24 protein-coding genes and 2 tRNA genes are annotated in these 24,932 nt (G+C 65.7%); 2 read left to right on the top strand and 24 right to left on the bottom strand.

The window, feature by feature from the left end:
• Positions 1–3: 3 nt before the first annotated feature.
• Genes VGK27_13745 through VGK27_13665 form a run of 17 tightly spaced genes read right to left on the bottom strand, consistent with a single transcriptional unit; the run spans position 4 to position 19,442 of the window.
• Complete coding sequence (locus VGK27_13745; GenBank protein HEY3491166.1) at positions 4–1,380, bottom strand: N-acetylmuramoyl-L-alanine amidase; 1,377 nt, start codon at positions 1,378–1,380, stop codon at positions 4–6.
• Positions 1,380–3,998, bottom strand: coding sequence for a DNA mismatch repair protein MutS (mutS, locus tag VGK27_13740; protein ID HEY3491165.1), 2,619 nt, complete (start codon positions 3,996–3,998; stop codon positions 1,380–1,382). The genes VGK27_13745 and mutS overlap by 1 nt, the downstream gene beginning before the upstream one ends.
• A gap of 18 nt (positions 3,999–4,016) precedes the next feature.
• Positions 4,017–4,520 (bottom strand): HIT domain-containing protein, encoded by a 504-nt coding sequence (locus VGK27_13735; protein ID HEY3491164.1) that lies wholly within the window; start codon positions 4,518–4,520, stop codon positions 4,017–4,019.
• A 14-nt stretch (positions 4,521–4,534) separates the two neighbouring features.
• Positions 4,535–4,813, bottom strand: coding sequence for an integration host factor subunit beta (locus tag VGK27_13730; protein HEY3491163.1), 279 nt, complete (start codon positions 4,811–4,813; stop codon positions 4,535–4,537).
• A 22-nt stretch (positions 4,814–4,835) separates the two neighbouring features.
• Entirely contained in the window at positions 4,836–5,756 is a 921-nt protein-coding gene (sppA, locus tag VGK27_13725) for a signal peptide peptidase SppA (protein ID HEY3491162.1), read from the bottom strand.
• Positions 5,753–7,468 carry a 30S ribosomal protein S1 gene (locus VGK27_13720; GenBank protein ID HEY3491161.1) on the bottom strand — a complete coding sequence of 572 codons (1,716 nt, stop codon included), beginning with the start codon at positions 7,466–7,468 and terminating at the stop codon, positions 5,753–5,755. Before VGK27_13720 ends, sppA begins: the two co-directional genes overlap by 4 nt.
• A 41-nt stretch (positions 7,469–7,509) precedes the next feature.
• The gene (gene ispH, locus VGK27_13715; protein HEY3491160.1) at positions 7,510–8,406 is read right to left on the bottom strand and encodes a 4-hydroxy-3-methylbut-2-enyl diphosphate reductase; all 897 of its coding nucleotides are present in this window, start codon (positions 8,404–8,406) and stop codon (positions 7,510–7,512) included.
• Positions 8,403–9,074, bottom strand: a complete 672-nt coding sequence (gene cmk / locus VGK27_13710; GenBank protein ID HEY3491159.1) for a (d)CMP kinase — start codon at positions 9,072–9,074, stop codon at positions 8,403–8,405. Before cmk ends, ispH begins: the two co-directional genes overlap by 4 nt.
• Positions 9,071–10,348: a 3-phosphoshikimate 1-carboxyvinyltransferase gene (aroA, locus tag VGK27_13705; protein HEY3491158.1), complete on the bottom strand. Its 1,278-nt coding sequence runs from the start codon at positions 10,346–10,348 to the stop codon at positions 9,071–9,073. The genes cmk and aroA overlap by 4 nt, the downstream gene beginning before the upstream one ends.
• 4 nt (positions 10,349–10,352) lie before the next feature.
• On the bottom strand, positions 10,353–11,195 hold the full coding sequence (locus VGK27_13700) for a prephenate dehydrogenase/arogenate dehydrogenase family protein (protein HEY3491157.1): 843 nt from the start codon (positions 11,193–11,195) through the stop codon (positions 10,353–10,355).
• The gene (aroF, locus tag VGK27_13695) at positions 11,192–12,214 is read right to left on the bottom strand and encodes a 3-deoxy-7-phosphoheptulonate synthase (GenBank protein HEY3491156.1); all 1,023 of its coding nucleotides are present in this window, start codon (positions 12,212–12,214) and stop codon (positions 11,192–11,194) included. Before aroF ends, VGK27_13700 begins: the two co-directional genes overlap by 4 nt.
• Before the next feature lie 40 nt (positions 12,215–12,254).
• Positions 12,255–13,328 (bottom strand): prephenate dehydratase, encoded by a 1,074-nt coding sequence (gene pheA, locus VGK27_13690; GenBank protein HEY3491155.1) that lies wholly within the window; start codon positions 13,326–13,328, stop codon positions 12,255–12,257.
• On the bottom strand, positions 13,325–14,299 hold the full coding sequence (locus VGK27_13685; protein HEY3491154.1) for an acetyl-CoA carboxylase carboxyltransferase subunit alpha: 975 nt from the start codon (positions 14,297–14,299) through the stop codon (positions 13,325–13,327). The genes pheA and VGK27_13685 overlap by 4 nt, the downstream gene beginning before the upstream one ends.
• A gap of 51 nt (positions 14,300–14,350) precedes the next feature.
• A complete protein-coding gene (gene miaA / locus VGK27_13680; protein ID HEY3491153.1) occupies positions 14,351–15,271 on the bottom strand; it encodes a tRNA (adenosine(37)-N6)-dimethylallyltransferase MiaA in 921 nt (306 codons plus the stop codon).
• Positions 15,271–17,031: a DNA mismatch repair endonuclease MutL gene (gene mutL / locus VGK27_13675; protein ID HEY3491152.1), complete on the bottom strand. Its 1,761-nt coding sequence runs from the start codon at positions 17,029–17,031 to the stop codon at positions 15,271–15,273. The genes miaA and mutL overlap by 1 nt, the downstream gene beginning before the upstream one ends.
• 3 nt (positions 17,032–17,034) lie before the next feature.
• Positions 17,035–18,465: a hypothetical protein gene (locus VGK27_13670; GenBank protein ID HEY3491151.1), complete on the bottom strand. Its 1,431-nt coding sequence runs from the start codon at positions 18,463–18,465 to the stop codon at positions 17,035–17,037.
• Entirely contained in the window at positions 18,462–19,442 is a 981-nt protein-coding gene (locus VGK27_13665) for an NAD-dependent epimerase/dehydratase family protein (protein ID HEY3491150.1), read from the bottom strand. Before VGK27_13665 ends, VGK27_13670 begins: the two co-directional genes overlap by 4 nt.
• A gap of 117 nt (positions 19,443–19,559) precedes the next feature.
• Between VGK27_13665 and VGK27_13660 the strand changes: the two genes are divergently transcribed.
• Together VGK27_13660 and VGK27_13655 are read left to right on the top strand one after the other, a co-directional pair.
• A tRNA-Cys gene (locus tag VGK27_13660) sits at positions 19,560–19,634 on the top strand.
• Between the two features lie 43 nt (positions 19,635–19,677).
• Positions 19,678–19,764: transfer RNA gene (locus VGK27_13655), tRNA-Leu, on the top strand.
• A gap of 45 nt (positions 19,765–19,809) precedes the next feature.
• Here the strand turns inward: VGK27_13655 and VGK27_13650 are convergent.
• The 7 genes from VGK27_13650 to VGK27_13620 all read right to left on the bottom strand — a co-directional run bounded on the left by VGK27_13650 (position 19,810) and on the right by VGK27_13620 (position 24,928).
• Positions 19,810–20,985: a low temperature requirement protein A gene (locus tag VGK27_13650; GenBank protein ID HEY3491149.1), complete on the bottom strand. Its 1,176-nt coding sequence runs from the start codon at positions 20,983–20,985 to the stop codon at positions 19,810–19,812.
• Positions 20,986–21,068: 83 nt separating this feature from the next.
• Positions 21,069–21,464, bottom strand: a complete 396-nt coding sequence (locus tag VGK27_13645; protein ID HEY3491148.1) for a Rieske 2Fe-2S domain-containing protein — start codon at positions 21,462–21,464, stop codon at positions 21,069–21,071.
• Positions 21,457–21,792, bottom strand: a complete 336-nt coding sequence (locus VGK27_13640; GenBank protein ID HEY3491147.1) for a ferredoxin-thioredoxin reductase catalytic domain-containing protein — start codon at positions 21,790–21,792, stop codon at positions 21,457–21,459. Before VGK27_13640 ends, VGK27_13645 begins: the two co-directional genes overlap by 8 nt.
• A gap of 9 nt (positions 21,793–21,801) precedes the next feature.
• Positions 21,802–22,047 carry a glutaredoxin family protein gene (locus VGK27_13635; protein ID HEY3491146.1) on the bottom strand — a complete coding sequence of 82 codons (246 nt, stop codon included), beginning with the start codon at positions 22,045–22,047 and terminating at the stop codon, positions 21,802–21,804.
• 12 nt (positions 22,048–22,059) lie between these two features.
• A complete protein-coding gene (locus VGK27_13630) occupies positions 22,060–22,383 on the bottom strand; it encodes a Rieske (2Fe-2S) protein (GenBank protein ID HEY3491145.1) in 324 nt (107 codons plus the stop codon).
• A gap of 107 nt (positions 22,384–22,490) precedes the next feature.
• On the bottom strand, positions 22,491–24,359 hold the full coding sequence (locus VGK27_13625) for an amidohydrolase (GenBank protein ID HEY3491144.1): 1,869 nt from the start codon (positions 24,357–24,359) through the stop codon (positions 22,491–22,493).
• Positions 24,356–24,928, bottom strand: coding sequence for an antibiotic biosynthesis monooxygenase (locus VGK27_13620; protein HEY3491143.1), 573 nt, complete (start codon positions 24,926–24,928; stop codon positions 24,356–24,358). The genes VGK27_13625 and VGK27_13620 overlap by 4 nt, the downstream gene beginning before the upstream one ends.
• Positions 24,929–24,932 lie beyond the last annotated feature (4 nt).

The following is a 24,932-nucleotide window of genomic DNA, read 5'->3' as shown; positions in this document are numbered from 1 at the left end:
GCGTCAGATGCCTGCCCTGGATGCGATGGCGCCGTTCCGGGCGTAATAGCGGATCGCCTCGACGACACTGTCGGCGATCGTCTCGAGATAGGCATGCTCGCGCAACCGCTTCTCGTCGCGTTCGTTGCTGATGAAAGCCGATTCGATGAGCACGGCCGTCATCCGGGCGCCAACGAGGACGTAAAAGGGCGCCTGCTTGAGCCCGAGGTTGTGCATCTGGCCGTACTTGCCCGACAGGTTGCGCACGATGGCGTCGTTGACGGTCTTTGCCAGCTTCATCGACTCTTTCTTCCGGCCGAACAGCGACAGGTCGTCGAGGATGAATTTGACGCCGGTCAGCTTGGCGACCGGCACGCCGTTCTCGCGTGCAGCCAGCTCGAGCGCCGCGCGGTCGCTGCCGGCCCGGGACAGGACGTAGGTGGAAATCCCGTCGGCCTTGCGGTTGGGACTGGCATTGATGTGGAGCGACACGAACAGGTCGGCGTGCGCCTTGTTGGCCATCGCGGTGCGCTCCTCGAGCGGGATGAACACGTCGGTGTCGCGCGTCATCCGGATGTCGCAACCGCCTTCTTTCTGGAGCCTTTCCCGGACCAGCCGGCCGAGCTCGAGCACGATGTCCTTCTCTTTCAACCCGCTGAACCCCACGGCGCCCGAATCCTTTCCGCCGTGACCGGGATCGAGCATGACGCGGAAACGGGGAACCTTCGCCTGCCCCGGGGGCGAAGCCTCCGGGCGCCCCGTCGGTTGGTCCTCCGCCGCCGTCTCCCTCGGTTCCGGTGCGGGAAGCGCTTCGGGAACGGGGGGGGGAACCGGCCTGGGAATCATCGACTGGACCATCGGGACAGACCCCGGCAGGGGCGCCGGCGGTGCGCTCCGGAGAACCGGGTGCACGTTGTCGGAAGAGGCGCCGGCAGCCGAGTTCCCGTCGGCCGGCAGCGGGCAACTATCGCCCATCCCCTGTCCGTCGACATCGACGATGATGCGATAGGGATCGACCATCGTGAAGGCCTGGTATGAGCACGTCTTTTCGAGGTCGATCACGACCCGAACGACGCCGGGCTTGAAACGCCCCGCCCGGACCACTTTGAGCAGCCCGTTGCGCACCTCGACCGGCTTTCGGAGGATGTCTTCGTGGATGACGGCCTGCTTGATGTCGATCAGGATGCGGGGAGGGAACCTGCCGTCGCTTGAGGCAGGAAGAAAGCGTGTCTCGTAGGCGGCCTCCGTATCGAGGTCGACGGCCACGCGGGTGTACTGGTCGCTGTTCCAGAAGCGGATGCCGGACACGCGCGCGCCTTGCGCGAATGCCGAAGCCGGGAGAAGAACCAGCAGGAGGAGCCGTGCGGCGAACCGCGCCGCGGCTTGGCGAGAGGAGAACATCACGACTGCCCTTTCAGCAACCTCTCTTTCCAGGCGACGAGCCGGAGCAGGGCATCGAACGGGGACAGGCGCTCGGCGTCGATCGACCGGATCTCTTCGACGACCGCGTCTTCGTCGCGGGAACCGGGCCGGCGTTGGGAAAAAAGTTCCATCTGCGCCGAAGCGCGGTCGCCGGGCCTTCCCGGGCCGGCGATGCTCGGCTGGCCGTACTCATTATACTCGGCGGATTCGAGGTTTTTCAAAATATCCCGGGCCCGCGAGACCACTTCGTCGGGAAGCCCGGCTAGCTTGGCCACCTGGATGCCGTAGGACTTGCTCGCGCTGCCCGCGTCGATGCGCCGCAGGAAGATGATATCCCCCTGCCACTCGCGGACGGCGACGTGGAAATTGGCGGCGCGCGGGCACGTCTGGACGATATCGGTCAGCTCGTGATAGTGCGTCGCGAACAGCACCTTGGGGCGCTGGGGACAGTTGTGGAGATGCTCGGCGACCGCCCAGGCGATGCTGAGCCCGTCGAACGTGCTGGTGCCGCGTCCCACCTCGTCGAGCACGACCAGCGTCCGGTCGGTCAACCCGGACAGGATGCGCGCCGTCTCGCGCATCTCGACCATGAAGGTGCTCTCGCCCCGCGACAGGTCGTCTGAAGCGCCGATCCGGGTGTGGATGCGGTCGATCACGCCGATCTCGGCCCGCTCGGCCGGGACGAAGGATCCGGCGTGGGCCATGAGCGCGATGAGCGCGACCTGGCGGATATAGGTGGATTTGCCGGCCATGTTGGGGCCGGTGATGATGGCGACCTGCGTCTCGTCGGGCGACAGCCATGTGTCGTTGGGGACGAACGCGAGCGAGTCGAGGATGCTTTCGACGACGGGGTGGCGGCCGTTCTCGATGAGAATGCCGCGCCCCATGGTCACCTCGGGACGGTTGTAGCCCGACTCGACCGCCTTGGCGGCGAATGAAAGCAGAACGTCGAGCGCCGAGACGGCTTCGGCCGCGTCGTAGACCGCCGGCAGGAACGGCTTGAGCTTCCCTCGCAACTCGAGGAACAGCTCTTCCTCGAGCGCCGACCGCCCCTCCTGGGCCTGGAGCACCTTTCCCTCGAATTCCTTGAGCTCGGGCGTGATGAACCGCTCTGCGTTGACGAGCGTCTGCTTCCGGATGTAATCGGAGGGCGCCCGGTCGAGATTGGACTTGGAGATCTCGATGTAGTACCCGAAGACCCGGTTGTAGCGGATCTTGAGGTTGCCGATGCCGGTGCGGGCGCGCTCGCGCGCTTCCATCTCGTCGAGCATCGCCTTGCCGTGCGTCAGCAGGTGGGCCAACTCGTCGATCCGGGCATCGTAGCCCGCCCGGAAGATGCCGCCGTCCCGGTAGCCCATCGGCGGCTCGTCGGCCAGCGCGTTTTCGATCAGGGCGACGGTCTCCGCGTGATCGCCCATCCGGTTGCGCAGCGACGACAACAGGTCGGAGGAAAGGGGCGCAAGCGCCTCGACGATCGCGGGAAGCGTGTCCAGCGCGTCGCGCAGCGCTGCCAGGTCGCGCGGCCCCGACCGGTCCTGCGCCAGCCGGGACGCCAGGCGCTGGAGGTCGCCCATCCCCTTCAGCTGCTGCTGAAGCGACGCGCGCGCGGGAACTCCCTCGACCAGTGCGGCGACGGCATCGTGGCGCGCCGCGATCTTCTTGGGATCGACCAGCGGCATCGAGAGCCAGCTGCGCAGCAAGCGGGCGCCCATCGGCGTCGCGGTGCGGTCGATCGCCCACAGCAGGCCGCCGCGGCGTTCGCCCGACAACGTCGAAAAGAGTTCGAGCGTCCGGACCGCGGTCTCGTCGATGGCGAGGTAGCGGCTCCCCTCCCGTTCGCCGACGCGCGCGATCTCGGCCAGCGCGGCCGGCTGATGGAGATGGAGGTAGTAGAGCGCCGCGAGCACGACGTCGTGCGCCGGGTGCCCCTCGGGCGGAATGCCGGAGATGGCGGGAGGAACGCGGAACGAGGCAACCTCCGCGCGGGAGAGCCCCGTCGAGAGTTTCTCTCCCAGGATGCGTCGGAACCGGGCCGAGGACGGGTCGTCGTCGCCTTCGATGTAGATGAACTCGGCGGCCTCGATCCGGTAGAGGGCATCGGCCAGCGCCTGAGCCGTCTCGCACGCCTCGTGGAAAAACTCGCCGGTCGTCGCGTCGAGCGCCGCGTAGGCAAACGGCTCCCGGAAACGCGCCGACACGAGAAAATTGTTGCCGCGGGCGTCGAGGCACTCGTCGTTGAAAACAAGCCCCGGCGTAACGACCTCGGTCACCTCTCGCCTGAAAAGCCCCTTCCCGCCCGGCTCCTCGATCTGCTCGCAGATCGCCACCTTGCATCCCTGCCGGATCAGCTTGGAAAGCTGGGCGGTGCGGGCGTGCCACGGGAAGCCGCACATCGGGATGCTCGACTCCTTGTCGCGCGAGGTGAGCGCGATGTCGAGAAGCCGGGAGGCGCGGAGGGCATCCTCGAAGAACATTTCATAGAAGTCGCCCATCCGGAAAAAGAGAATGCAGTCGCGGTACCGCGTCTTGATGTCGACGTACTGGCGCATCGCGGGCGTCAGGTTCGTCAGGATGGTTCCGGTTCCAGTTGATTCCATCGGGGGGTGGTTGCGCCTTTACGGCGCGAGGTCGCGGAACAGGGGCTGAAGGCGAAGGTGCGTCTCGGCCAGCGATTCGGGGAGAACGCGCGTGGTCAGGGCGGCGCTCATGAAGTTTGTGTCGCCGTTCCATCGGGGGACAACGTGAAGGTGAAGGTGGTCGGCGATGCCGGCGCCCGCCACCTTGCCCAGGTTCATGCCGAGGTTGAAGCCTGCGGGAGCGTACTCTGCGCCGAGCGCGCGGGTGGCCATCGCCGCGAGCGACATGAGTTCGGACAGCTCCTCGCGCGAGAGGAGCGACAGATCGGAAACGTGCCGGCGCGGCGCGAGAAGGACATGCCCGTTATTGTAGGGGTACAGGTTGCAGATGGCGAGCGTATGAGGGTAGATTCCGAGTACCAGCCGGCCGGGATCGTCGAGGTCGGCCGGTTCGACGCAGAAAACGCAACCGTGTCCGTTGCCGCAGCCCCCCTGATCCTTCTGGATGTACGCCATCCGCCACGGTGAAAACATCCGCTCCATGCCGTCGCCGTCCTTCAGCAGTTGACCAGTTCCCGGAGCTCCTTCCCCACCTTGAAGAAGGGAATGCGCTTCTCGGGAATTGCCACCTTGTCGCCGGTCTTGGGATTGCGGCCTTCCTTGGCCCGCCGCGTCCGGACCGTGAAGCTGCCGAAACCGCGGATCTCGATCTTTTCGCCCTTGTGGAGCGCCTTCTTCATGTTTTCGAACACGGTGTCGACGATTTCCTCACACTCTTTCTTGGTCAGGTTCGACACCTTCTCGGAAAGCTTTTCGACGAGATCGCTCTTGGTCATCCCTTCGACTCCTTATGTAGGCTCATTTCGCCAGATAATCGATGTGAACGGGTTCGGCCGACATGCGCTCGTCGATCAGCGTCTTGATCTCCTGCTTGAGCAGGTCGGCAAATGACAGCTTTTTCTTGGCGGGCGTGATCACACGGGGCTCGCCCTTGATTCCGGCCATGCGCCCGGCATCGGCCACCGCATCCTCGAGGTTGCCAAGCGCGTCGACCAGCCCGAGCGCCTTGGCCTGCTCGCCCGACATGATGCGGCCGTCGGCGATCTGCATGACCTTCGAGGCCGGCTGCTTTCGGCCCTCGGCGACCGCCGCGACGAACTGGCGATGGGTGTTGTCGACGACCCCCTGGAGCAGCGCCTTTTCTTCGGGATTCATGGAGCGCATCGAGGATCCGGTGTCCTTGAAGCGGCCGCTCTTGACCTCCATCCCCCGGACGCCGAGCTTATGGGCGAGCTCCTCGAGGTTGACGAACGGCATGATGACGCCGATGGAGCCGGTGATCGTCCCCGGGTTCGCATAGATCTTCTGCGTGGCGCAGGCGATGTAATAGCCGCCGGACGCTGCCAGCGCCCCCATCGACGTGACGACCACCTTCTTGCCCCGGAGCTTGCGAACCTCTTCGTAGATTTCCTGGGAAGGGCCAACCCCGCCGCCCGGCGAGTTGATCCGGATGACGATGGCTTTGACGTTCTCGTCTTTCGCGTATTTCTTGAGCTGCTCGATCACGGACTCGGAGTCGGCGATCAACCCGGTGATGGGCAGCACCGCCACCTTGTCGCCTCGCTGGAGCGTCCCCTCGTCGACCTGGGAGAGAATCCCGAGCAGGAGAAGGAAGACCCCGAGCACCAGACCGATCATCAGGCAGCCCCGAAAGAACGGGCTTTTGCGCGCCCCGCCCTTGAAGTGGGACACGTCGCCGTAGAGCCCCCCGGTGTTCATTCTCCGTTGAGCTTCAGCTTGGCCCGAAGCGCCTCCCCGAGCGCGGTCGGCCCCTCGGGTTCGCGATTCGCGTTGTGCATGTAGCTTTCCATGCTCTTCCGGTCGGCCTCGTCCTGGTAGGCGCGGATGCTGAGAGAGATCTTCTTGTTGGCCCGGTCGAGGCCGAGCACGACGGCGGTGACTTCCTCGCCCTCGTGGCAGAAGGCCGCGGCGCTCTCGACCTTTTCGCGGGAAAGCTCGGAGATGTGGACCAGGCCCTCGAAGCCGTTGCCGACCTCGACGAACACGCCGAAGTCCGCGACGCGGGTCACCTTGCCGGTCACCGCAACGCCCTTGTGCAGGCGCGATTCGAGCTCGGACCAGGGATCGGCGGTCAACTGCTTGAGACCGAGCGAGAACTTCTGGTTCTCCCGGTCGACCTTGACGACCTTGGCGGTCACCTTGTCGCCCTTCTTGACGACTTCGGATGGATGCTTGATCCGCTGGTTCCACGACAGGTCGGAGATGTGGATCAGGCCGTCGATCTCGCCCCCGATGTCGACGAATACGCCGAAATCGGTGATGTTCTTGACGACGCCGTCGACGACCGACCCTTCGGGGTGGAGGGCGCGCAGTTCATCCCACGGGTTGGGCAGGAGCTGCCGGTAGCCCAGCGAGATCTTCCGGTTCTCGGTCTCGACCTTGAGGACGACGACCTCGATGACGTCGCCCGCCTTCATGATCTCGGACGGTTCCTTGAGCCGCTTGCCCCAGGACATCTCGGAGACGTGGAGCAATCCCTCGACCCCCTCCTCGAGCTCGACGAATGCGCCGTATTTCGTGATGTTGGTCACCCGCCCCTTGGCACGCGCGCCTTCGGGGTAGTTCGCCGCGATCTCGAACCAGGGATCGGGCTTCATCTGCTTGAGCCCCAGGGAGATGCGCCCCTTCTCGCGGTCGAAGCGGATGACCTTGACCGTGAGCGCGTCGCCGACCTTGAAGAGCTCGCTCGGGTGCGACACCTTGCCGTAGCTCATGTCGGTGATGTGCATGAGGCCGTCGAGACCGCCGAGGTCCATGAACATCCCGTAATCGGTGATGTTCTTGACCCGCGCCTCGACGATGTCGCCTTCTTTCATGTGGTCGAGAAGGCCGGCCCGAAGCCCCTCGCGCTCCTGCTCGAGCCAGGCGCGGCGGGACACGACGACGTTTGCCTTCTTCCGGGAGAACTTGAGGATCTTGAACTTGCCCTTGAGCCCCACGACGTTTTCCGTGTCTTTCACGGGGCGAAGGTCGACCTGGCTGCCCGGCAGGAAGGTCTTGACCCCGATATCGACCGTATAGCCGCCCTTGACCTTGGCCACCAGCACGCCGTCGACCGGCGTCCCTTCGTCGAACGCCTTCTGGAGGTCGTCCCAGACGCGGAGCTTGAGCACCTTGGTCCTTGAGAGCAGCACGAAGCCCTGCTGACCGTCGTAGCGCTCGACCATGACGTCGATCCGTTCGCCCGGCTTCAGCCCCTCGAGCTCTTCGGGGGGAATATCGGAGATCGGAAGCATTCCCTCGGACTTGCGGTTGATGTCGACCGCCACATATTCCTTGAGAATCTTGATCACGACCCCGTGGATGAGGTGGCCTTCCTCGGGGACTTCGATGCTTTCCTCCCAGAGCGTCGCGAAATCGGCCTCGGCCGGATCTTCGGAAACTTCGGGCTTGGTTGGGTTCTCGTTCATGCCGGACTCCTGTCGGTGGATGGAATCAAGTTTAGCACAACCTATTGATAATGCTCGACCCGGATCGATTCGCCTGCCCACAATTCGCGAATCCGCGCGATCAGCGCCTCGATGATCCACTGAGGTGTCGATGCGCCCGCCGTCACGCCGACGGTTGAGACGTTCTCGAGGAAACCCGCCGGCAGCTCGTCCGCGGTTTCGACGTGGTGCGTTCGCGGGTTGATCTCCCGGCAGATCTCGGCCAGCCGGCACGTGTTGGCGCTGTTGTATCCGCCGAGCACCACCATGACGTCGGCCTTTTCGGCCACGGCGGTCGACTCCTTCTGGCGCAGCACGGTGGCGTTGCAGATGGTGTTGAAGACGCGGACCTCGGGAAAGACCTTGAGAGCGGCGGATACGAACTGCATCAGGTTCTCGAACGACTGAGTCGTCTGGGCGACGATCCCCGCCTTGCGGATCCCGGTCCCCTCCCGAAGCTCGGCCAGGTTGGTGAGAATTGGCACGCCCGGCGCGATGTAGCTGATGATGCTCTTGACCTCGGGGTGATTGGCGTCGCCGACGACGATGACCGCGTACCCCTCGGAGCTGAGCTGGCGCGCGTGCTCCTGGGCCTTGTTGACGAAGGGGCAGGTGGCGTCGATGATGCCGACGCCTTTCGCGTCGAGCGCGGCGCGGTCGGAGCGCGTGATGCCGTGCGAACGGACGATCACCTTCCCGCCGTCGACGTCGTCGACGGTCTCGACGACGCGGACTCCCTTCTTCTCGAGCTCCTCGACCACCTGGGGATTATGAATCAGCGGCCCCAGCGAGCGGATCGTCTGGCCGCATCCGGACTCCCCTTCGGAGACGCCTTTCGTCGCCGTCTCGTTCGCGATCGAGATGGCGCGCTTGACCCCGAAGCAAAAACCCGCGCTGCGGGCGATCAGGATCTGTTTCACTTCGGAAGACTCCGGACCATCTCGTCGACCACTTCTTCGATGCCCAGGATCGTGGAATCGATGTAGATCGCGCCTTCGGCCATGCGCAAGGGCGAGTGGTCGCGCGTCGAGTCCTGGACGTCGCGGCGGAGGACGTCGCGCAGCACCTCTTCGAACGGAGGCGCTTCATCTTTCCACTCGCGGAAGCGGCGGAGCGCACGAACGGCCGCGGCGGCGTCGAGGAAGAACTTGACCTCGGCGTCGGGGAAGACGACGGTGCCGGTGTCGCGCCCTTCGAGCACGACCCCGCCGTCGGCGCCCATCCGGCGCTGGAGCGCCACGAGCGCTTCCCGCACCTGCGGGTGGCGGGAAACGTCGGAGGCCCCCATTCCCATGTCGGGGGTCCGGATCGCCGTGCTGACGTCTTCGCCCGCGAGGAGGACGCGGAGCTCTCCCCCTTCTCGGCGGAACGCCAGGTCGAGACCGGCGCACAGCGTTCCCAGTTTCGGACCGTTATCCCAAGGAATGCCGGCACGCTGCGCGGCGAGCGCGCAAGCGCGATAAGTTGCGCCCGTATCGAGGCGGAGCAGGCCCGCGCGCTCGGCAAGCCGCTTCGACACCGTGGTCTTGCCGGAGCCGGCGGGACCGTCGATGGTGACGATGGGGCGAAGGCGGGCGGCGGCAGTCACGACAAAAGCCCCGCCAACTGGGCATGGAACGTGGGGAAAGAGGTATCGATGCAACCGGTGTCGGAGATGCCGATGCCGACGCCCGAGGCGACGGACAGGATCGCCAGCGACATCGCGACCCGGTGGTCGCCATGGCTTGCGCAGCGGACCCCGGCCGCGATCTTCGACGGCCCTTCGACCCACAAACCGTCCGGGTATTCTCCGCATGAGACGCCAAGCGCCGTTAGAGCCTCGCTCATCGACCGGATCCGGTCGGATTCCTTGACACGAAGCTCCTGCGCCCCACGAATCTCGGTGCGCCCTTCGGCGAGGGATGCCGCGACGCAAAGGGCCGGTACCTCGTCGACCAGCCCCGGAATCTCTTCGGGGGCGATCTCGGTGCCCCGAAGCTCTCCCCCGCGGACGACCAGGTCGGCGACCGGCTCGCCGCCCTCGACCCGCCGGTTCTCCTCAACGATGTCGGCGCCCATCCGGCGGAGCACGTCGACGACGCCGGTGCGAAACGGATTCATGCCGATGCCGGGAAGCCGGATGCGGGATCCCGGGACGCAGGCGCCCAGCACGAGAAAGAAGGCGGCCGAGGAGATGTCCGCGGGGACGAAGATATCCGAGGGCGCGAGCGACGCCGCCGGATGGACCGTGACCGCGTTGCCCTCGCGCTCGACCCGGGCGTTCATGGCCGACAACATCCGCTCGGTGTGATCGCGCGAGAGCATCGGCTCGACCACCGTGACCGGCGAATCGGCATAGAGCCCGGCGAGCAGCAGCGCCGACTTGACCTGGGCGGAGGCGACCGGCATCTCGTAACGGATTCCCTTGAGCGCCCCGCCCCTAATGCAGAGCGGCGGCAGGCGGTCGCCGTCGCGCCCCGAGATGACGGCGCCCATGGCGGATAGCGGCGCAATGACCCGCCCCATCGGGCGACGCCTCAGGTACTGGTCGCCGGTGACGACGGTAAGGAACGGCTGGGCCGCGAGCAGGCCGGCGCCGATGCGGATCGTGGTGCCCGAGTTGCCGGCGTCGATCACGTCGGACGGCTCGGACAGGCTGCGCAAGCCGGGACCCGTGACACGCAGGTCGGTCGTCGAGAGAAAGTCGATCTCGGCGCCCAGCGCGCGCATCATCGAGGCCGTGCGGAGCGTGTCCTCGGCGTGGAGGAAGCCGCGGATGCGGCTCTGCCCGTCGGCCATCCCGGCGAACATCACCGCCCGGTGGCTGATCGACTTGTCTCCCGGCACCTCGACCGCGCCGTCGATCTTTTTCGTTTGGCTCATGGCGTCAGATCCCGTCCCGAATCTTCTTGGCCCGGCCGAAGTAGGCGAGAATTTCCGCCTCGTCCCCCTGCCGGATCAGCCCTTCGATCAGGGCCAGGTTCTTGCGATAGTGCGCGAGCGCCCTGAGCATCTCGGGCCGGTTCTGGAGGACGATGTCCTTCCACATGGCCGGATTGCTCGAAGCGATGCGGGTGAAATCCCGGAAGCCGCCCGCCGCGTAGCCGAGGGGAACCTTGGTGTCGAGTGTTCCCACCGCGTGGACCAGCGCGTAGGCCACGACGTGCGGCAGGTGCGACACGTAGGCGAAGACATGATCGTGCGTCACGGGGTCCATCCGCAGCACGCGCGCGCCGGCCAGTCTCCAGATTTTTTCGACGATTCCGACGGCCACGGCATCGTCGCCGTCGCACGGCGTGACGATGGCTGTGCGCCCCTTGAAAAGCGCGGGGTCTGCCGCGGGGAAACCGGAATTTTCGGTGCCCGCGATCGGATGCCCCCCGACGAACGAGACGCCCTCCGCCACCGCGGCGCGCCCCTTGGCCACGACTTCGGCCTTGACGCTCCCGGCGTCGGTCAGGATCGACCCTGCGCGCATCCGGCGCCCGATCCGTTCGATCACGCCGACCGAGACGCGCACCGGCACGCAGACCACGACGACATCGCAGCCGGCGATCTCGCGCTCGGTCGCCCCCTTCGCGATGGCGCCGCATTCGAGCGCCATCCGGACGGACTCCCTGCGCTTGTCGAACCCCCAAACCTCGGGGGCGCCCCGCTTCCCTTTCAGGGCGCGGGCGAGCGATCCGCCGATCAGCCCGAGCCCGACGATGCCGAGACGCAATCGCTTCACGCGGTGCCGAGTCTGCGGTCGACCGCTTCGGCGACGCGCTTGAGGCGGCGGACGACCGCGTCGAAGGTGTCGGGCCGGAGCGACTGCGGGCCGTCGGAGAGCGCCTTCTCGGGATGGTCGTGCACCTCGATCATGAGTCCGTCGGCGCCCGCGGCGATCGCGGCGGCCGCGAGCGGCTCGACCAGCGACGCCTTCCCTGCCGCGTGGCTCGGGTCGGCGATCACCGGCAGGTGCGTGAGCGCCTTGAGCACGGGGATCGCGGAGACGTCGAAAGTGTTTCTGGTAGCGGGCTCGTAGGTGCGGATGCCGCGTTCGCAAAGGATGATCCGCGTGTTGCCCTCGGAAGCGATGTACTCGGCCGACATGAGCCACTCGATGATCGTGGCGCTGATGCCGCGCTTGAGGATGATCGGCTTGTCGAGCTTGCCCACCTCGGTGAGCAGCCGGAAATTCTGCATGTTGCGGGCACCGATCTGGATGAGATCGGCGTATTTCGCGACGACTTCGATGTCGCGCGGATCCATCAGCTCGGTCGCGACCGGAAGCCCAGTGGCCTCGCGTGCTTCGGCCAGGCATTTCAGGCCGTCCTCGCCCATCCCCTGGAAAGCATATGGGGAAGTGCGCGGCTTGTACGCCCCTCCCCGGAGGAAGGTCGCGCCCGCGGCCGCGACCCGCTTCCCGATCTCGACCATCATCTCTTTGCCTTCGACGGAGCAGGGGCCCGCGAACAGGGCGATGCTGCCGCCCCCGATCTTCTTGCCCATCACCTCGACGACGGTGTCTTCCTTCTGGAAATCGCGGCTGACCAGCTTGTAGGGGGACAGGACCCGCATCACCTTTTCGACGCAGTCGAGCCCCTCGAACGTCTCGGGATCGAGCTTGCGCTCGTCGCCGACCACGCCGATGATGGTGCGCTCGACGCCCTTCGAGATGTGCGCCGAGAGGCCGTCCGCCTTGATCCGCTCCTCGATCCGATCGACTTCGGCTTCGGTCGCGCCCTTCTTCAGTACGATGATCATGCGAGCAATCTCCCCAGGATATTCTGTGCGTGCGGTGGTTTCAGACGACCCTGGGATAAGAGCCCAGGATCTTGATGTACTGCGCGCGCATCTTGAGCGCGTCGACCGCGGCGGCGATCGGGGCGTCGGTGATGTGCCCTTCCATGTCGAGGAAGAACAGGTATTCCCACGCCTTCTTCTTGACCGGCCGGGACTCGATCTTGGCCAGATTGATCTTGTTCTTGTAGAACGGCTCGAGCATCAGGTAGAGCGCCCCCGCCTCGTCCTTCGACGAGAACAGGATCGACGTCTTGTCGTGGCCGGTGCGCTTCGGCGCGATCTTCCCGATGATGATGAAGCGGGTGAAATTGTTGGTGTTGTCCTGCACCCGCTTCCGGATGGTCTTGAGCCCGTAGATCTTGGCCGCCGCCTCGCTCGCGATCGCCGCCGCCGCCGGGTCGTCCTTGGCCAGCTCGGCCGCGCGCGCGGTGCTCTCGACATCGAAGACGGGGACGGCGCGCAGGTTGCGCTCGAGCCAGTCGCGGCATTGCGCCAGCGCCTGGGGGTGGGAGTAGACCTTGCGGACATGCGACAGGTCGCCGGTCACCGACAGCAGGTCGTGCGACACCTCGACCATGATCTCGCCGCAAATGAGCAGGTTGTGATCGACGAACATGTCGTGCGTGTGGGTGACGATCCCCTCGGAGGAGTTCTCGATCGGGACGACGCCGAAATCGGAGACGCCGCGCTCGACCGCCTCGAAAACCTCGGAGACGTTGAGCTGCGGGTCGAAGACCGCGCTTTCGCCGAAATGCTTGAGGCACGCGAGGTGGGTGAAGGTGGCCCTGGGACCGAGGAACGCGACGCTGAGCGGCTTTTCGAGAGCAAGGGAGGCGGAGATGATCTCCCGGTATATGGCCTTGAGCGCATCGTTGGGAAAGGGTCCCGGGTTGATCGAGATGAGGCGCCGCAGGATCTCGGTCTCGCGCTCGGGCACGTAGAACTGCAGCTTTTCCCTGGACTTGATCGAGCCGACTTCGAGCGCGGCGGCAGCCCGGCGGTTGAGCAGGGCAAGGAGCTGGTCGTCGATCGAGTCGATTTCGTGGCGAAGTTCGGAGAGGCGGGCCTCCGTCAAGCGGTCCCTCCGGCCTTTTTCTTGAACTGGCCCATCGCGCGGAACTTGGCGTAACGGCGATCGAGCAGCTCCGGTATCGGAAGAGGCGTCAGCGCGGCGAGCGACTGGATCAGCTCTTTCTTGAGCGACTCGGCCGCTTCCTTGTGGTCGCGGTGCGCACCCCCTTCGGGCTCGGGGATGATCCGGTCGATCACTCCGAACTTTAGCAGGTCGGGCGAGGTGATCTTCATCATCTCGGCCGCCGTCTCGGCCTTGGCCGCGTCGCGCCAGAGGATCGAGGCGCACCCTTCGGGTGAGATGACCGAATAGATCGAGTACTGCATCATCAGGATCTCGTCGCCGACGCCGAGCGCCAACGCGCCCCCGCTGCCCCCCTCGCCGATGACCGCGACGACGATGGGCGTCTTGAGGTGGGACATCTCGAGGAGGTTGCGGGCGATCGCCTCGGATTGGCCCCGCTCTTCGGCGCCGATGCCGGGAAACGCGCCGGGCGTGTCGATGAAGGTGATGATGGGGAGGTGGAACTTCTCGGCCAGCTTCATCACGCGCAGCGCCTTGCGGTACCCCTCGGGGTTGGGCATGCCGAAGTTGCGGTAGATCTTTTCCTTCGTGTTGCGACCTTTTTGGTGCCCGATCACGACCACGCGCTCGCCGTCGAGCTCGGCGAATCCGCACACGATCGGCGGGTCGTCGTGGAAGGCGCGATCGCCGTGGATCTCGATGAAATTCTTGAAGCAGAAATTGATGTAATCGAGCATGTAGGGACGGTTGGGATGGCGCGCGAGCTGGGTCATCTGCCAGCGGGTGAGACCGCCGAAGATATCCTTGCGGGTCTTGGCGATCTTCTTCTCGAGCTTGGAGATCTCGTCGCGGACGGACTTGTCGCTGCCGTCGTCGATCGGACCGAGTTGCTCGAGCTTGTTTTCGAGTTCGACGAGCGGACGCTCGAAATCGAGATACTGAAGGATCATCGCAAACTCCTGCCGGCAGGGATAACTTCTTAATCTATGGCAACATAGCGGTCAAAACAAGCAGTATTTGATCCTGTCGGACGCCGCGCCGAGCGCCCCCTCGCCGGGAATCCAGGCGACTTCCCTTTCCGCCGCCAACCAGGTCGACTGCCGCTTGGCATAGTGCCGGGTATCGCGCTTCATCGCCTCGACCGCCTGGACGAGCGGGACGCCGCCCACCAGGTGGGAAACCGCATGCCGGTAGCCGAGCGCCCCCATCGGCTTGAGGGCGGGGCCGTATCCCCTGGCAAGCAGCCCCCGGACCTCATCGAGCAGCCCCCGCCGGAACATCTCGTCGACGCGAGCGTCGATGCGGGCGTAGAGCCGGTCGCGGTCCGGCTTGAGCGCCATGAAAAAGCTCGTATAACGCGCCTCCCGGCCTTCCCACGCCGCGCGGAGCACCGACGCGGGCTTCCCGGCGACGATCGCGATCTCGAGCGCCCGGATCACCCGGACCCGGTCGGCCGGATGGATGCGGCCGGCGGACGCGGGGTCCTTTGCGTGAAGCTCCGCGTGGAGCGCCGTCCCCCCTTCCGCCTCCCACCGGGCGGAGAGCGTTTCCCGCACCTCCGGGTCGGCCGGCAGCGCATCCAGCCCCCGAAGCAGCGCCCTGATGTACATGCCCGTTCCCCCGACCACCATCGGCCATCGGTCCCGACCCCGGATTTCGAGGATCGCCGCGTCGGCTTCCGCGACGAAGCGGCCGGCGTTGTAGGGCTCGTCGGGATCGGCGACGTCGACCAGGTGGTGGGGAACCTGCACGCGCTCCTCGGGGGTCGGTTTTGCGCTGCCGATATCCATCCCGCGGTAAACCTGCAGCGAATCGGCATTGACGATCTCGAAAGGGAACTGCGCCGCGAGCGCGAGCGCAAGGCCGCTCTTGCCGGAGGCCGTGGGTCCGGACAGGATGACGAGGGGGGGAGCGGGGGGCATCAGCTTCGGAGGAACATCCGCTCGAGCTCGGAACGCGAGATGCGGACCCAGACCGGCCGGCCGTGCGGGCAGCTGTGGGCGGCGACCGCCCGGTCGAGATCGGCCAGCAGGCGGCCCATCGCGGGCAGGTCGAGCGCGTCACCGCCCCGGACGGAACCGTGGCACGCCATACGCCAGAGCGCGCGGTCGGCGTCGAAGACGCCCTTCGGCAGCGCCTCGTGCTCGGTGAGATATCCCGCCAGGTCTTTCCACCAGCGCTGCACGTCGATCCGGCCGAGCGCCGCGGGCCCGCCGGTCAGCAGGAACGCGGCATCGCCCTCCCGAGCGAAGGCGAAGCCGGACCGCGAAAGGAATTCGGACACCGCGTCGCCCTCGGCCTTCGATCCGCCGGGAAGCGCGAGCCGCTGCGGCTCGAGCCAGTGCTGGAGCGGGCTGCCCTCCCCGAGGTAGGCACCCTTGAGCTGCGAGAAGACGATCCGTTCGTCCGCGGCGTGCTGGTCGACGATCACCAGCTCGCCCGCCGCCTCGCACAAGATATAAGTGTTGAAAAGCTGGCCGAGCGGCTTGAGCGCCGCGAAGAATCCGGCCTCGCCCCGTTCGGGCCGCTCCCCGAAGAAAGGCAGCGATGCGTCGGGCGGCGGACCGGAAGCGGGCGCGGGGCCGCCGGACGCGCCGTACCCGCCGTCGACAGAGCCCCGCGGTCCGAAGAAAGGCGCGGACGATGAGACCGAATACGGCCGGGGGGGGACGGCGATCCCCCCGTCGGCGAACGCCGCGGGAATCTCCCCCAGCTTCTCACCGACGGCGTGTCGGACCAGTTCGAAAAGGTCGCGTCCGTAGCGGAACCGCACTTCGGTCTTCCCGGGGTGGACGTTGACGTCGACTTCGGCCGGGCTGCAGGCGATAAACAGCGTGGCCACCGGCTGCCGGTCGGGGGGGACGATCCCCCGGTACGCCTCGCGGACGGCGGCGTAGAGCCCCTTGTCGCGGAAATGACGCCCATTGACGAAAAACAGCAGGCCGGAAGCGCCGAAGCGCGAGAGCTGGGGCAGGCCGACCTGTCCCGTCACCCGGAAGAATGCGGAGGCCCGGTCGACCGGAACGAGATATTTCGCCTCGTTCCCGGCGTGCCGGAGCGCCCGCTGCAGGCACGTCTCCCCGGCCTCGTACGTTTCCTCGGAGCGCCCGTCGGACATCTTGAAGGCGACCCCTTCCCTCGGGATCGCGACGCCGTGGAACACCTCCCAGAGGTGGGTCATCTCGGTGCGGGGGCTTTTGAGGAACTTGAGCCGCGCGGGGATGTTGGAAAAGATGCCGGAAACTTCGACGGTCGTGCCCTCGGAGCCCGCCGCCTCCTTCTGCGAGACCGCCCCGTTGTCGACCACGATCTCGACGGCATGCGCCTGCCCGCGGGGGCGCGACACGATGCGGAGGCGCGACACCGAGCCGATCGACGGGAGCGCCTCGCCCCGGAAACCATAGGTCTCGATCTTCTCGAGGTCTGAGGCTGCGGCGATCTTGCTGGTGGTGTGGCGGCGCACGGCGAGCGCCATCTCTTCGGCCGTCATGCCGCACCCGTCGTCGGAGATGCGCAGGTCGTACGGGAACGCGCCCGAGACGCGCACGTCGACACGCTTCGCACCCGAGTCGACCGCGTTTTCCATCAGTTCCTTAAGTATGGAAGCGGGCCGTTCGACGACCTCGCCCGCGGCGATCTGGTTGACGACGCCGTCGGGTAGCTGGCGGATGCGCCCGGCCAACCGCTATTCGCCCGTCTCTTCCGGCTCGCCGGTCTCGCTTTTACCCGCCGGCCGGTCCTCGATGTGGGTCTCGTCGCGAACCCGCTTTTCGGACTTGCGCAGGAACGCCGCCCGCCGCGCCTCGGCGCCTTTTTCGCCCATCAGCGCCCGCGCGATCTTCTTGCCCTCCTCGACGCCCGGCTGGTCGAATGCGTCGATCTCGAGGATGTCGCCGATGATGGCCGTCACCCACATCCAGAAGTGAAGGAATGCCCCCAGGTGCGCCTCGTCGGGCTTTCCGATCTCGATCCGGACGATCGGCCGGCCCGCGTCCCACAGCGCCCCGATCGTCCCTTCGAACTCGGCTTCAAACAGGTCGCGCAGCGGGCGATTCCCGAGCATCGCCATGTCGGGCGAGAAGGTGGCCTTCGGCACTTTCCCCTTCTCTCGCCCTTCCTTCCATTTGACGAAGGTGAAGATCTTGTCGGAGGGGCCGTCCTGGTAAAGCTGCACCTGCGAATGCTGGTCGGTCACGCCGACGGCGCGGCAGGGCGTCTGCCCGACCGATCCGCCGCCCGGACGCCGCTTGCCCAGCGATTCGCCCCAGAGCTGCTGCCACCACTCGGCCACCCGGTCGAGCCCGTGCCCGTAGGTGAACCAGAGCTGCACCGGCTTCGGATTCTCGCGCATATAGTGCGCGTAAACCGCCGCGGCCTTGATCACCGGGTTGTCATCGACCGGCACGCTGCGGAACATCGCCTCCATCCACGCCGCGCCGTCGAGCAGGCGGTCGATCGAGACGCCGGCCGCCGCCAGCGGAAGCAGGCCGACCGGCGTCATCACGGAGAAACGCCCGCCGACATTTTCGGGAACGGGAAGCGTCGCGATCCCCTCGTCGTCGGCCAGTTTCCGGAAGACGCCCTTCTCGGGGTCGGTGATCAGGACGACCTGGTCGCGCCACCCCTTGGGGTTCGCCTTTCTGAGCGCGTCGATCGCGATCGCCAGCTGGGAATTCGTCTCGGCCGTCGTGCCCGACTTGCTGATGGCGACCACGACGGTCTCGCTCATGGGCGCCGACCGGAGCAACGGGAAAAAGAAATCGGGGTCGACATTGTCGGCGACCTGCACCGACATCCCCTTCTTCGCTGCGGGGCCGATGGCTTCCAGAACGGCCTTGGTCCCCAGCGCCGAGCCTCCGATTCCGAGCACCAGCATGCGGGAATATTTTTTCCGAAGGGTCGCCGCGATCCGGCCGATCGCCTTTGCCTCGCCAAGGTTGAAGGGCAAATCCGGGAAGCCGATCTGCCCGGCCGCATGGCGCTTTTCGGTAATCTTCGAAATCCGGCCGGCACGCCGGACCGCCGCCTTCATCGCGGCGGAAGTCATCCCGTCTCCGTTTTTCAGATTGGATTCGAGGACCAGGGAAAAGTCGAACGACAGATGCATGCCCATCATGGTCGGGATCCCTCCGGGGGGTTGACGTATGCAGTCTTGTACCATGCGACGAATTTTTCGATGCCCTCGGAAACGGGCGTGTGGGGCGCGTATCCGATCTCGGCGCGCGCCCTGGAGATGTCGGCGCAGGTTGCCGGGACATCGCCCGGTTGCAAGGGGGCGAACTTCCGTATCGCGGGAATGCCCGCCGCCTTCTCGATCAGGGCGACGAGGTCGGCCAGCGAGGTGGTCGCCGATTCCCCCAGGTTGTAGACCCGGTAACCAGGTGGCGCGTCGAGGCAACCGACGACGCCGTCGACGATGTCGTCGACGTAGGTGTAGTCGCGAAGCGTCGACCCGTCGCCGAAAAGCTCGATCGGCTTTCCCTCGAAGATCCGCCGGGTGAATTTGTGGATCGCCATCTCGGGCCGCTGCCGGGGGCCATAGACGGTAAAGAAGCGAAGCGAGGCGATGTTCATGGCATACAGGTGGCAGTAGGCGTGGCACAGGAGCTCGCCGGCCTTCTTGGTCGCCGCGTAGGGGCTGACGGGGTGGTCGACGGAATCGTTCTCCGAAAAAGGAACCTTTTCGTTGCCCCCATAGACGGATGACGAGGACGCGAAGGCGATCCGCTTCGCGCCGCGCAAGCGTGCCCACTCGAGCACATTGACGGTGCCCCGGACGTTGACGTCCACATATCCCACGGGGTCGGCCACCGACGGCCGGACGCCCGCCCGCGCCGCCAGGTGGATCAACGCATCGACCTGCTCGCCCTCGCCCCAGGCCGCCAACGTTTGCGGATCGCGGATGTCGCCCTCGACGAACCGGAACTCGGGGAACGCGGTCAGCGCCACGAGATTCCGTTCCTTGACGGCCCGCTCATAAAAGGGATCGAAGTTGTCGAGACCGAAGACGCGCATGCCGTCCCGGAGCAGCCGCTCGGCCACGTGAGAGCCGATGAAGCCGGCCACGCCGGTGATGAAGACGGATTTCCTCATCCAGGAAAGATACCATCATCCGGCGCCGGGCGGAAAGCGGCACGAAACGGATGCGACACTCGCCGCCGGGAACGCTTGACAGTTGCCCGCCGCCCCTTCAGAATGTGGGGTTCGGACGGCGGCATAGCCAAGTGGTAAGGCACGGGACTGCAAATCCCTGATCCCCCGGTTCAAATCCGGGTGCCGCCTCCATCCTTCTTTCCTTCCCCCATATTTGCTATTGTTTTGGTCGATCGCCCGGGTGGCGGAACTGGCAGACGCACGGGACTTAAAATCCCGAGGCCTTACGGCCGTGAGAGTTCGATCCTCTCCCCGGGCACCACGTTATTCATCCGTTGCCGTGGTGCCATCGCGGGGTTCGACGGTTTTAACCCTCGCCCTTCGGCAACCCTCTCAAGGAAAAGGCGATCTGCGCGATGCAGAGCGCCATCAGGGCGGCGAGGACCGCCACGCCGGGCAGCGCGTCCCCCACCACCCCCGTGGCGATTCCGAGAAGCGCGATGACGTAGTAGGGGACCAGAAACCGCTGGAGTTCCCAGGATCGGCGGGCCGGATAGGCGGCGACGAAGAGGCTGACCAGGGAAAGACAGCTCGCGCCGACCGCTCCGCTGAACATGATTGCCTGCGGATGCGGCAGCGGCTCGAAAGACGCCAGGCCGATGATGTGCCGTACGCCGACAGCGGCGGCCGTGATGCCCATTACGAGCGGGAGGTGGGCGTAAAGCCAGAGTTGATAGCGGCTCACGTGCTCGAACGAGCTGACGACCCGGTTCGCGGCGCCCCGCGCGCCCTCGAAATAACCCCACCAAAGCGTGAAGGCGATGACGAGTCCCATGACGCCGGAGATCGCGGAAACGGACGAGAGCCCGCTCCTCCCCTCCCCGGTGACGACCCCGGCCACGGCCTCGCCGATCACGATGATGACGAACAGGCCGAATCGCTCCGGCAGGTGCATGTGGTGCGGCGGGAAACGGAAGTGGATCGAACCGCCCGTGAGCGGTGTCAGGAAGTCGATGGCGATGCCGATCCCCCAGAGGGCGAACCGGAACGGCGGCGGGACCGCCACGGAGACCAGCCAGAGGAAGGCGGCGATCCCGAACCCGGCGGCATAGCGATGCGTCAATGGACGGGCCACGGGCACGTACCACCCCGCCCGGAGGTACTCCGCCACCAGGATGCCGCGGATCGCCACATAGGAGAGCGCAAATTCCCTCGATGTGGGGCCGAGCGCGCGGGAAACGTTAACGGCCAGCGAGGCGACCGCGATCATCTGGAGCATCGTCAGGAGCTGGTGCCCGACATCGTCGGTGTCGAAGCGGGTGAGGTAGAACGTGTGCCCGACCCAGGCCCACCAGACCGGCACCATCAGCAGGCAGAACCGGAGGAGCCCGGGGATCGTATAGTCGGTATATAGGGCAGTGGCGAGCTGGGCCACCGCCGCCACGAAAACCAGGTCGTAGAACAGCTCGAGCCAGGTGGCGTGGCGTTCCCGCTCCTTGCCGGTCCGCAGCACCGGAGGTGCGAAAAGTTTCCCCAGGCGCATCCCCTTGCCTCCCGCCCCCCTTCATCCCACGATCGTCAGCACTTGCAAGTCAACCAGCCGGTCGCGAAATCCGGCGGATCGATCTATAACGCGACCAGCACCCAACCGGATTCCGTCTTCACCTTGTAGGTGCCGATGGACCGGGTGCAGATGTGCTGCATGAGCATGCCGACATTCTTGAGGAGCGCGCCGGTCCTCGGCGGGATGACCTCGTTTCCCAGCCAGGGAGGAACGGGCCCCGAGAGCGCCTCCCCCGTGGTCACGTCGAACTGCGCGCAATGCATGGCGCAGGTAAGGATCGTGCTCGCGAGCGTCCCCATTTCGAGGGGTGAATTCATGTGCCCGCAGCGACGATCGATCGCATGGAAGCGACCATCGCAGTTGCAGATGACGATCTCGCGGCCGTTCAGCTCGACGGCCTTCATCCCGCCCGGTGCGATGTCGGCAATGGATACCGCCCTGACGTAATTATCAGTCATTGCCGATCTCCTTTTCCGATATCTGCGGCAGGCTGTCGGGATCCGTGACGTCCTGGTGCACGAACAGCCCGCACCAGCAGCGCTTCATGGCATCGAAATGCTCGCGGTGGAACGGGATGCACGGGCAAACGATCCGCATGTCGCGGGCGCGGTCGTGCCGGATCGGCTGGCAGGGGCAAAAAGGCACGCCGTGCTTCTCCTCGAGCTTCACCTCCTGCTCGAGGAGGAATTCGGCGAGGTCGGCGTCGGGCGTGAACTTGAACCCCAGCGGACCGACGACCTTATCATAGAGCTGGCGAAGCGCCTTCTTCCTGGATTCGGGATTCACGAGCGCCTCCTACAGCCCCAGCAAATCGGCGTAACGATCCGGCCGATAACCTTCGACGATCTGGTCGCCGATCCGGACGAACGGGAACCCGTTGGCCCCCACGGCATCCAGTTCGCGCATGATCCGGTCCTGCGTCGCTTCGTCGGCGAGGTCGTAATCCGTGAAGTCGAACGGGACATTGTGCTGGGTGAAGAAGATCTTGGTCTTTCGGCACCAGGGGCAGGTGGACAGCGTGTACATGGAGACTTTTTTCATCTCGTTTTCCTTTCAGCCGAGGTTGACGTAGAGCTTCCCCGCTTCGGCCTTTGCGGAATACACGGCGATGCCGAGCTCGGGTGCATCGAGAAATCGACCGGTTCTGATGTCGAAGCGCCAATCGTGGCACGGGCAGGTGAGAATATGGCCGTCCAGCGTCCCGCTGAACAGCGGACACGCCATGTGGGCGCACTTGCCCGAGACGGCATGGACCGTTCCGCCGACGCGGGCGATCACGACATTGACTCCCAGCGGATAGACCGGCGCCATGCCGCCTTCCGGCAACACCGCCTCTTCCAACACGTAGGTCCACATCCCCGTTTCCCCTCCCGTCACTTGACCATCCCGAACGGATTGCGCACCACGCTCCGAATCGCGTTGTTCCAGAATTCTTGCAGCACGAAGCCGTACTCCGCCGCCACAGCGAATATCCTTATTGATGCTCAGAATGCGAAACAGTCGCAGCCGAATCCCCAGAAGTCGCCGTAACGGGGAACCGCTTGGGTTCCGGCCGGGAGCGGGTGGCTCGCATGATGACAGCCGTTCGAGCGGCACTCGGCGGGATGGTGCTGCCTCGGGACCGGCACGCCGGCGCGTGCGGCCTTGCCGACGTCGAGCGGGGCTCCGTAGCCGCCGTAGATCTTGACGGGCGACCATTCCGGCAGCACGGGCAACGAGGCCGGACCAAGATCCTGGAATTCCTTGGCGCCGTAGACGATCTTGCCCCCCACGATGGTCAGGACCGACTCGATCCCCTTGATCCGCTCTTCCGAAACGGAAAAGTAATCTTCGGTAAGCGCGACGACGTCCGCCAGTTGGCCGACGGTGATCGCCCCCTTGCGGCCGTTTTCCCCCGAGAACCAGCTGCTGCCCTGCGTGTAGAGTCTCAGCGCATCTTCCCGGCTCAGGCGACTCTTTTCGGAGTAGAGCACGGCGCCGCCGACCGTCTTTCCGGCCGCCAGCCAGTAAAGGGCTAGCCACGGGTTGTAGCTGGAGACGCGCGTCGCGTCGGTGCCCGCTCCCACGGGAATGCCGAGCTCGAGCATCTTCCGGACCGGAGGCGTCCGCTCGGCCGCCTGCTTCCCGTAGCGATCGAGGAAATACTCCCCCTGGAAAGCCATCCGGTTCTGGATCGCGATGCCGCCGCCCAACGCCTTGACGCGTTCCAGGCTTCGGTCCGAGACGGTCTCGCAATGATCGAAGAACCAGCCACTGCCCGCGAAGGGGATCTCCCGGTTCACGTCCTCGAACACGTCGAGCATGCGGGAGATGCTTTCGTCATAGGTCGCGTGGATGCGGAAGGGCCATTTTTTTTCGGCGAGCAGCGAAACGACCTCTTTCAGCTCCGCCTCAAGGTTGGACGGGAGGTCTGGCCGCGGGACCATGAAATCCTCGAAATCGGCCGCCGAGTAGACCAGCATCTCCCCTGCGCCGTTGCAGCGATAGTAGTCGTCGCCCTGCCCGGGGCCGGTCAGCTTCATGCAGCGCAGAAAGTCGGCTTTCTCCTCCTTCGGCTTCTGCGTGAAGATGTTGTAGGCCATACGGACGGTCATCTCGCCCCGCCGGTGGAGCTCCTCGATGATCGCGTAGTCGTCGGGATAGATCTGCGACCCGCCTCCCGCATCCACGAGGCTCGTGAGGCCGAGGCGGTTCAGCTCGCGCATGAAATGGCGGGAGGAATTCATCTGGTGCTCGGGGGGGAGCTTCGGCTGCTTGCCGACGGTGGCGTAGAGGATGCCGGCATTGGGGCGGGCGATGAGCAATCCGGTGGGGTTGCCGCTTCCGTCGCGCTGGATTTCTCCGGCGGGCGGATCCGGGGTGTCCTTCGTGTAGCCGCACGCACGCAACGCGGCCTTGTTCAACATCCCTCGACAATAGAGGTGCAGGATGAAGACCGGCGTGTCGGGGGCGATCGCGTTGATCTCCTCGAGCGTGGGCATGCGCCGCTCGGCGAACTGGAATTCGCTCCAGCCGCCGATGACCCGGACCCACTGGCCGGGCGGCGTGCGCTGCACCTGCTCTTTCAGCATGCGCATGGCGTCGGCGAGGGATGGAACGCCGTCCCAGCGAAGCTCGAGGTTGTAGCTGAGACCGCCGCGGATGACGTGCATATGGGAATCGTTGAGGCCGGGGATGGCCCGCCGGCCCTGAAGGTCGATCCGCCGGGTCTTGTCGCTGGCCGTGTCGAGCAGCTCTTCTCCCCCGATGGCGGAGATGCGATCTCCGGTCATGGCGACGGCCGAGACCTGGGGCTGCGCGGCATCCAGCGTGGTGATCTTTCCGTTGTGCAGGACCAGGTCGGGTGCGCTCATGGTGTTGCCTCCCTTGAACCGCGATGTTGCAGCCAGGGGCGGAGGATGCGCACCAGGACCGGCATGACCACCCAAGTCAGCAGAATAACGATACCAACGGCGATCAGGAGCGCTTTCAGGACGAAAGCGAAGTTGGCGATGAGCGGATTCAGCAGCCACGGGACCAGAATGCTGAGCGGCCAGACGCCCAGGACCGTGACGATGACCATCTTCCAGCGCGGTGGGGATTCCGTGCCGCCGGCCGGGACGAACCAGTACTCCAGTCCGCTCTGTTGGTGGTAAGTCGGTTCCTTCTCCCGGAACGGCTCGGCCTTTTTCAGGAGATCTCGCCGGACGTCCGATTCCTGCCACGCCCGCAGATGGTCGTAGGTATCGAACCGGAAGACCACCACGTACTCGCCGCCGGAGCCCGCGGGGCGGAACACGTCTATACCCATGTGGCCCTGGAATCCGAGGGCGGCGGCCCCGATCTCCCGCCGCCACGCCTCGAACTCCTTTTCGCATCCCGCCCGGACCCTCCAGGTGACGATGACCGTCAGCGGTCCGGTTTCATGCGCCGGGCTTTCCATGGCC

It is taken from the genome of Candidatus Deferrimicrobiaceae bacterium (assembly GCA_036504035.1).
Lineage (GTDB): Bacteria > Desulfobacterota > Deferrimicrobia > Deferrimicrobiales > Deferrimicrobiaceae > JANXPS01.
This window is presented reverse-complemented; position numbering and strand designations above follow the sequence as displayed.

Bases quoted from the DNA above. Each gene is read 5' to 3' on its own strand.
- VGK27_13745 (HEY3491166.1), bottom strand. From the start codon at position 1,380: ATGTTCTCCTCTCGCCAAGCCGCGGCGCGGTTCGCCGCACGGCTCCTC.
- mutS (HEY3491165.1), bottom strand. From the start codon at position 3,998: ATGGAATCAACTGGAACCGGAACCATCCTGACGAACCTGACGCCCGCG.
- VGK27_13735 (HEY3491164.1), bottom strand. From the start codon at position 4,520: ATGGAGCGGATGTTTTCACCGTGGCGGATGGCGTACATCCAGAAGGAT.
- VGK27_13730 (HEY3491163.1), bottom strand. From the start codon at position 4,813: ATGACCAAGAGCGATCTCGTCGAAAAGCTTTCCGAGAAGGTGTCGAAC.
- sppA (HEY3491162.1), bottom strand. From the start codon at position 5,756: ATGAACACCGGGGGGCTCTACGGCGACGTGTCCCACTTCAAGGGCGGG.
- VGK27_13720 (HEY3491161.1), bottom strand. From the start codon at position 7,468: ATGAACGAGAACCCAACCAAGCCCGAAGTTTCCGAAGATCCGGCCGAG.
- aroA (HEY3491158.1), bottom strand. From the start codon at position 10,348: ATGAGCCAAACGAAAAAGATCGACGGCGCGGTCGAGGTGCCGGGAGAC.
- aroF (HEY3491156.1), bottom strand. From the start codon at position 12,214: ATGATCATCGTACTGAAGAAGGGCGCGACCGAAGCCGAAGTCGATCGG.
- VGK27_13685 (HEY3491154.1), bottom strand. From the start codon at position 14,299: ATGATCCTTCAGTATCTCGATTTCGAGCGTCCGCTCGTCGAACTCGAA.
- miaA (HEY3491153.1), bottom strand. From the start codon at position 15,271: ATGCCCCCCGCTCCCCCCCTCGTCATCCTGTCCGGACCCACGGCCTCC.
- VGK27_13670 (HEY3491151.1), bottom strand. From the start codon at position 18,465: ATGATGGGCATGCATCTGTCGTTCGACTTTTCCCTGGTCCTCGAATCC.
- VGK27_13665 (HEY3491150.1), bottom strand. From the start codon at position 19,442: ATGAGGAAATCCGTCTTCATCACCGGCGTGGCCGGCTTCATCGGCTCT.
- VGK27_13650 (HEY3491149.1), bottom strand. From the start codon at position 20,985: ATGCGCCTGGGGAAACTTTTCGCACCTCCGGTGCTGCGGACCGGCAAG.
- VGK27_13645 (HEY3491148.1), bottom strand. From the start codon at position 21,464: ATGACTGATAATTACGTCAGGGCGGTATCCATTGCCGACATCGCACCG.
- VGK27_13635 (HEY3491146.1), bottom strand. From the start codon at position 22,047: ATGAAAAAAGTCTCCATGTACACGCTGTCCACCTGCCCCTGGTGCCGA.
- VGK27_13625 (HEY3491144.1), bottom strand. From the start codon at position 24,359: ATGAGCGCACCCGACCTGGTCCTGCACAACGGAAAGATCACCACGCTG.
- VGK27_13620 (HEY3491143.1), bottom strand. From the start codon at position 24,928: ATGGAAAGCCCGGCGCATGAAACCGGACCGCTGACGGTCATCGTCACC.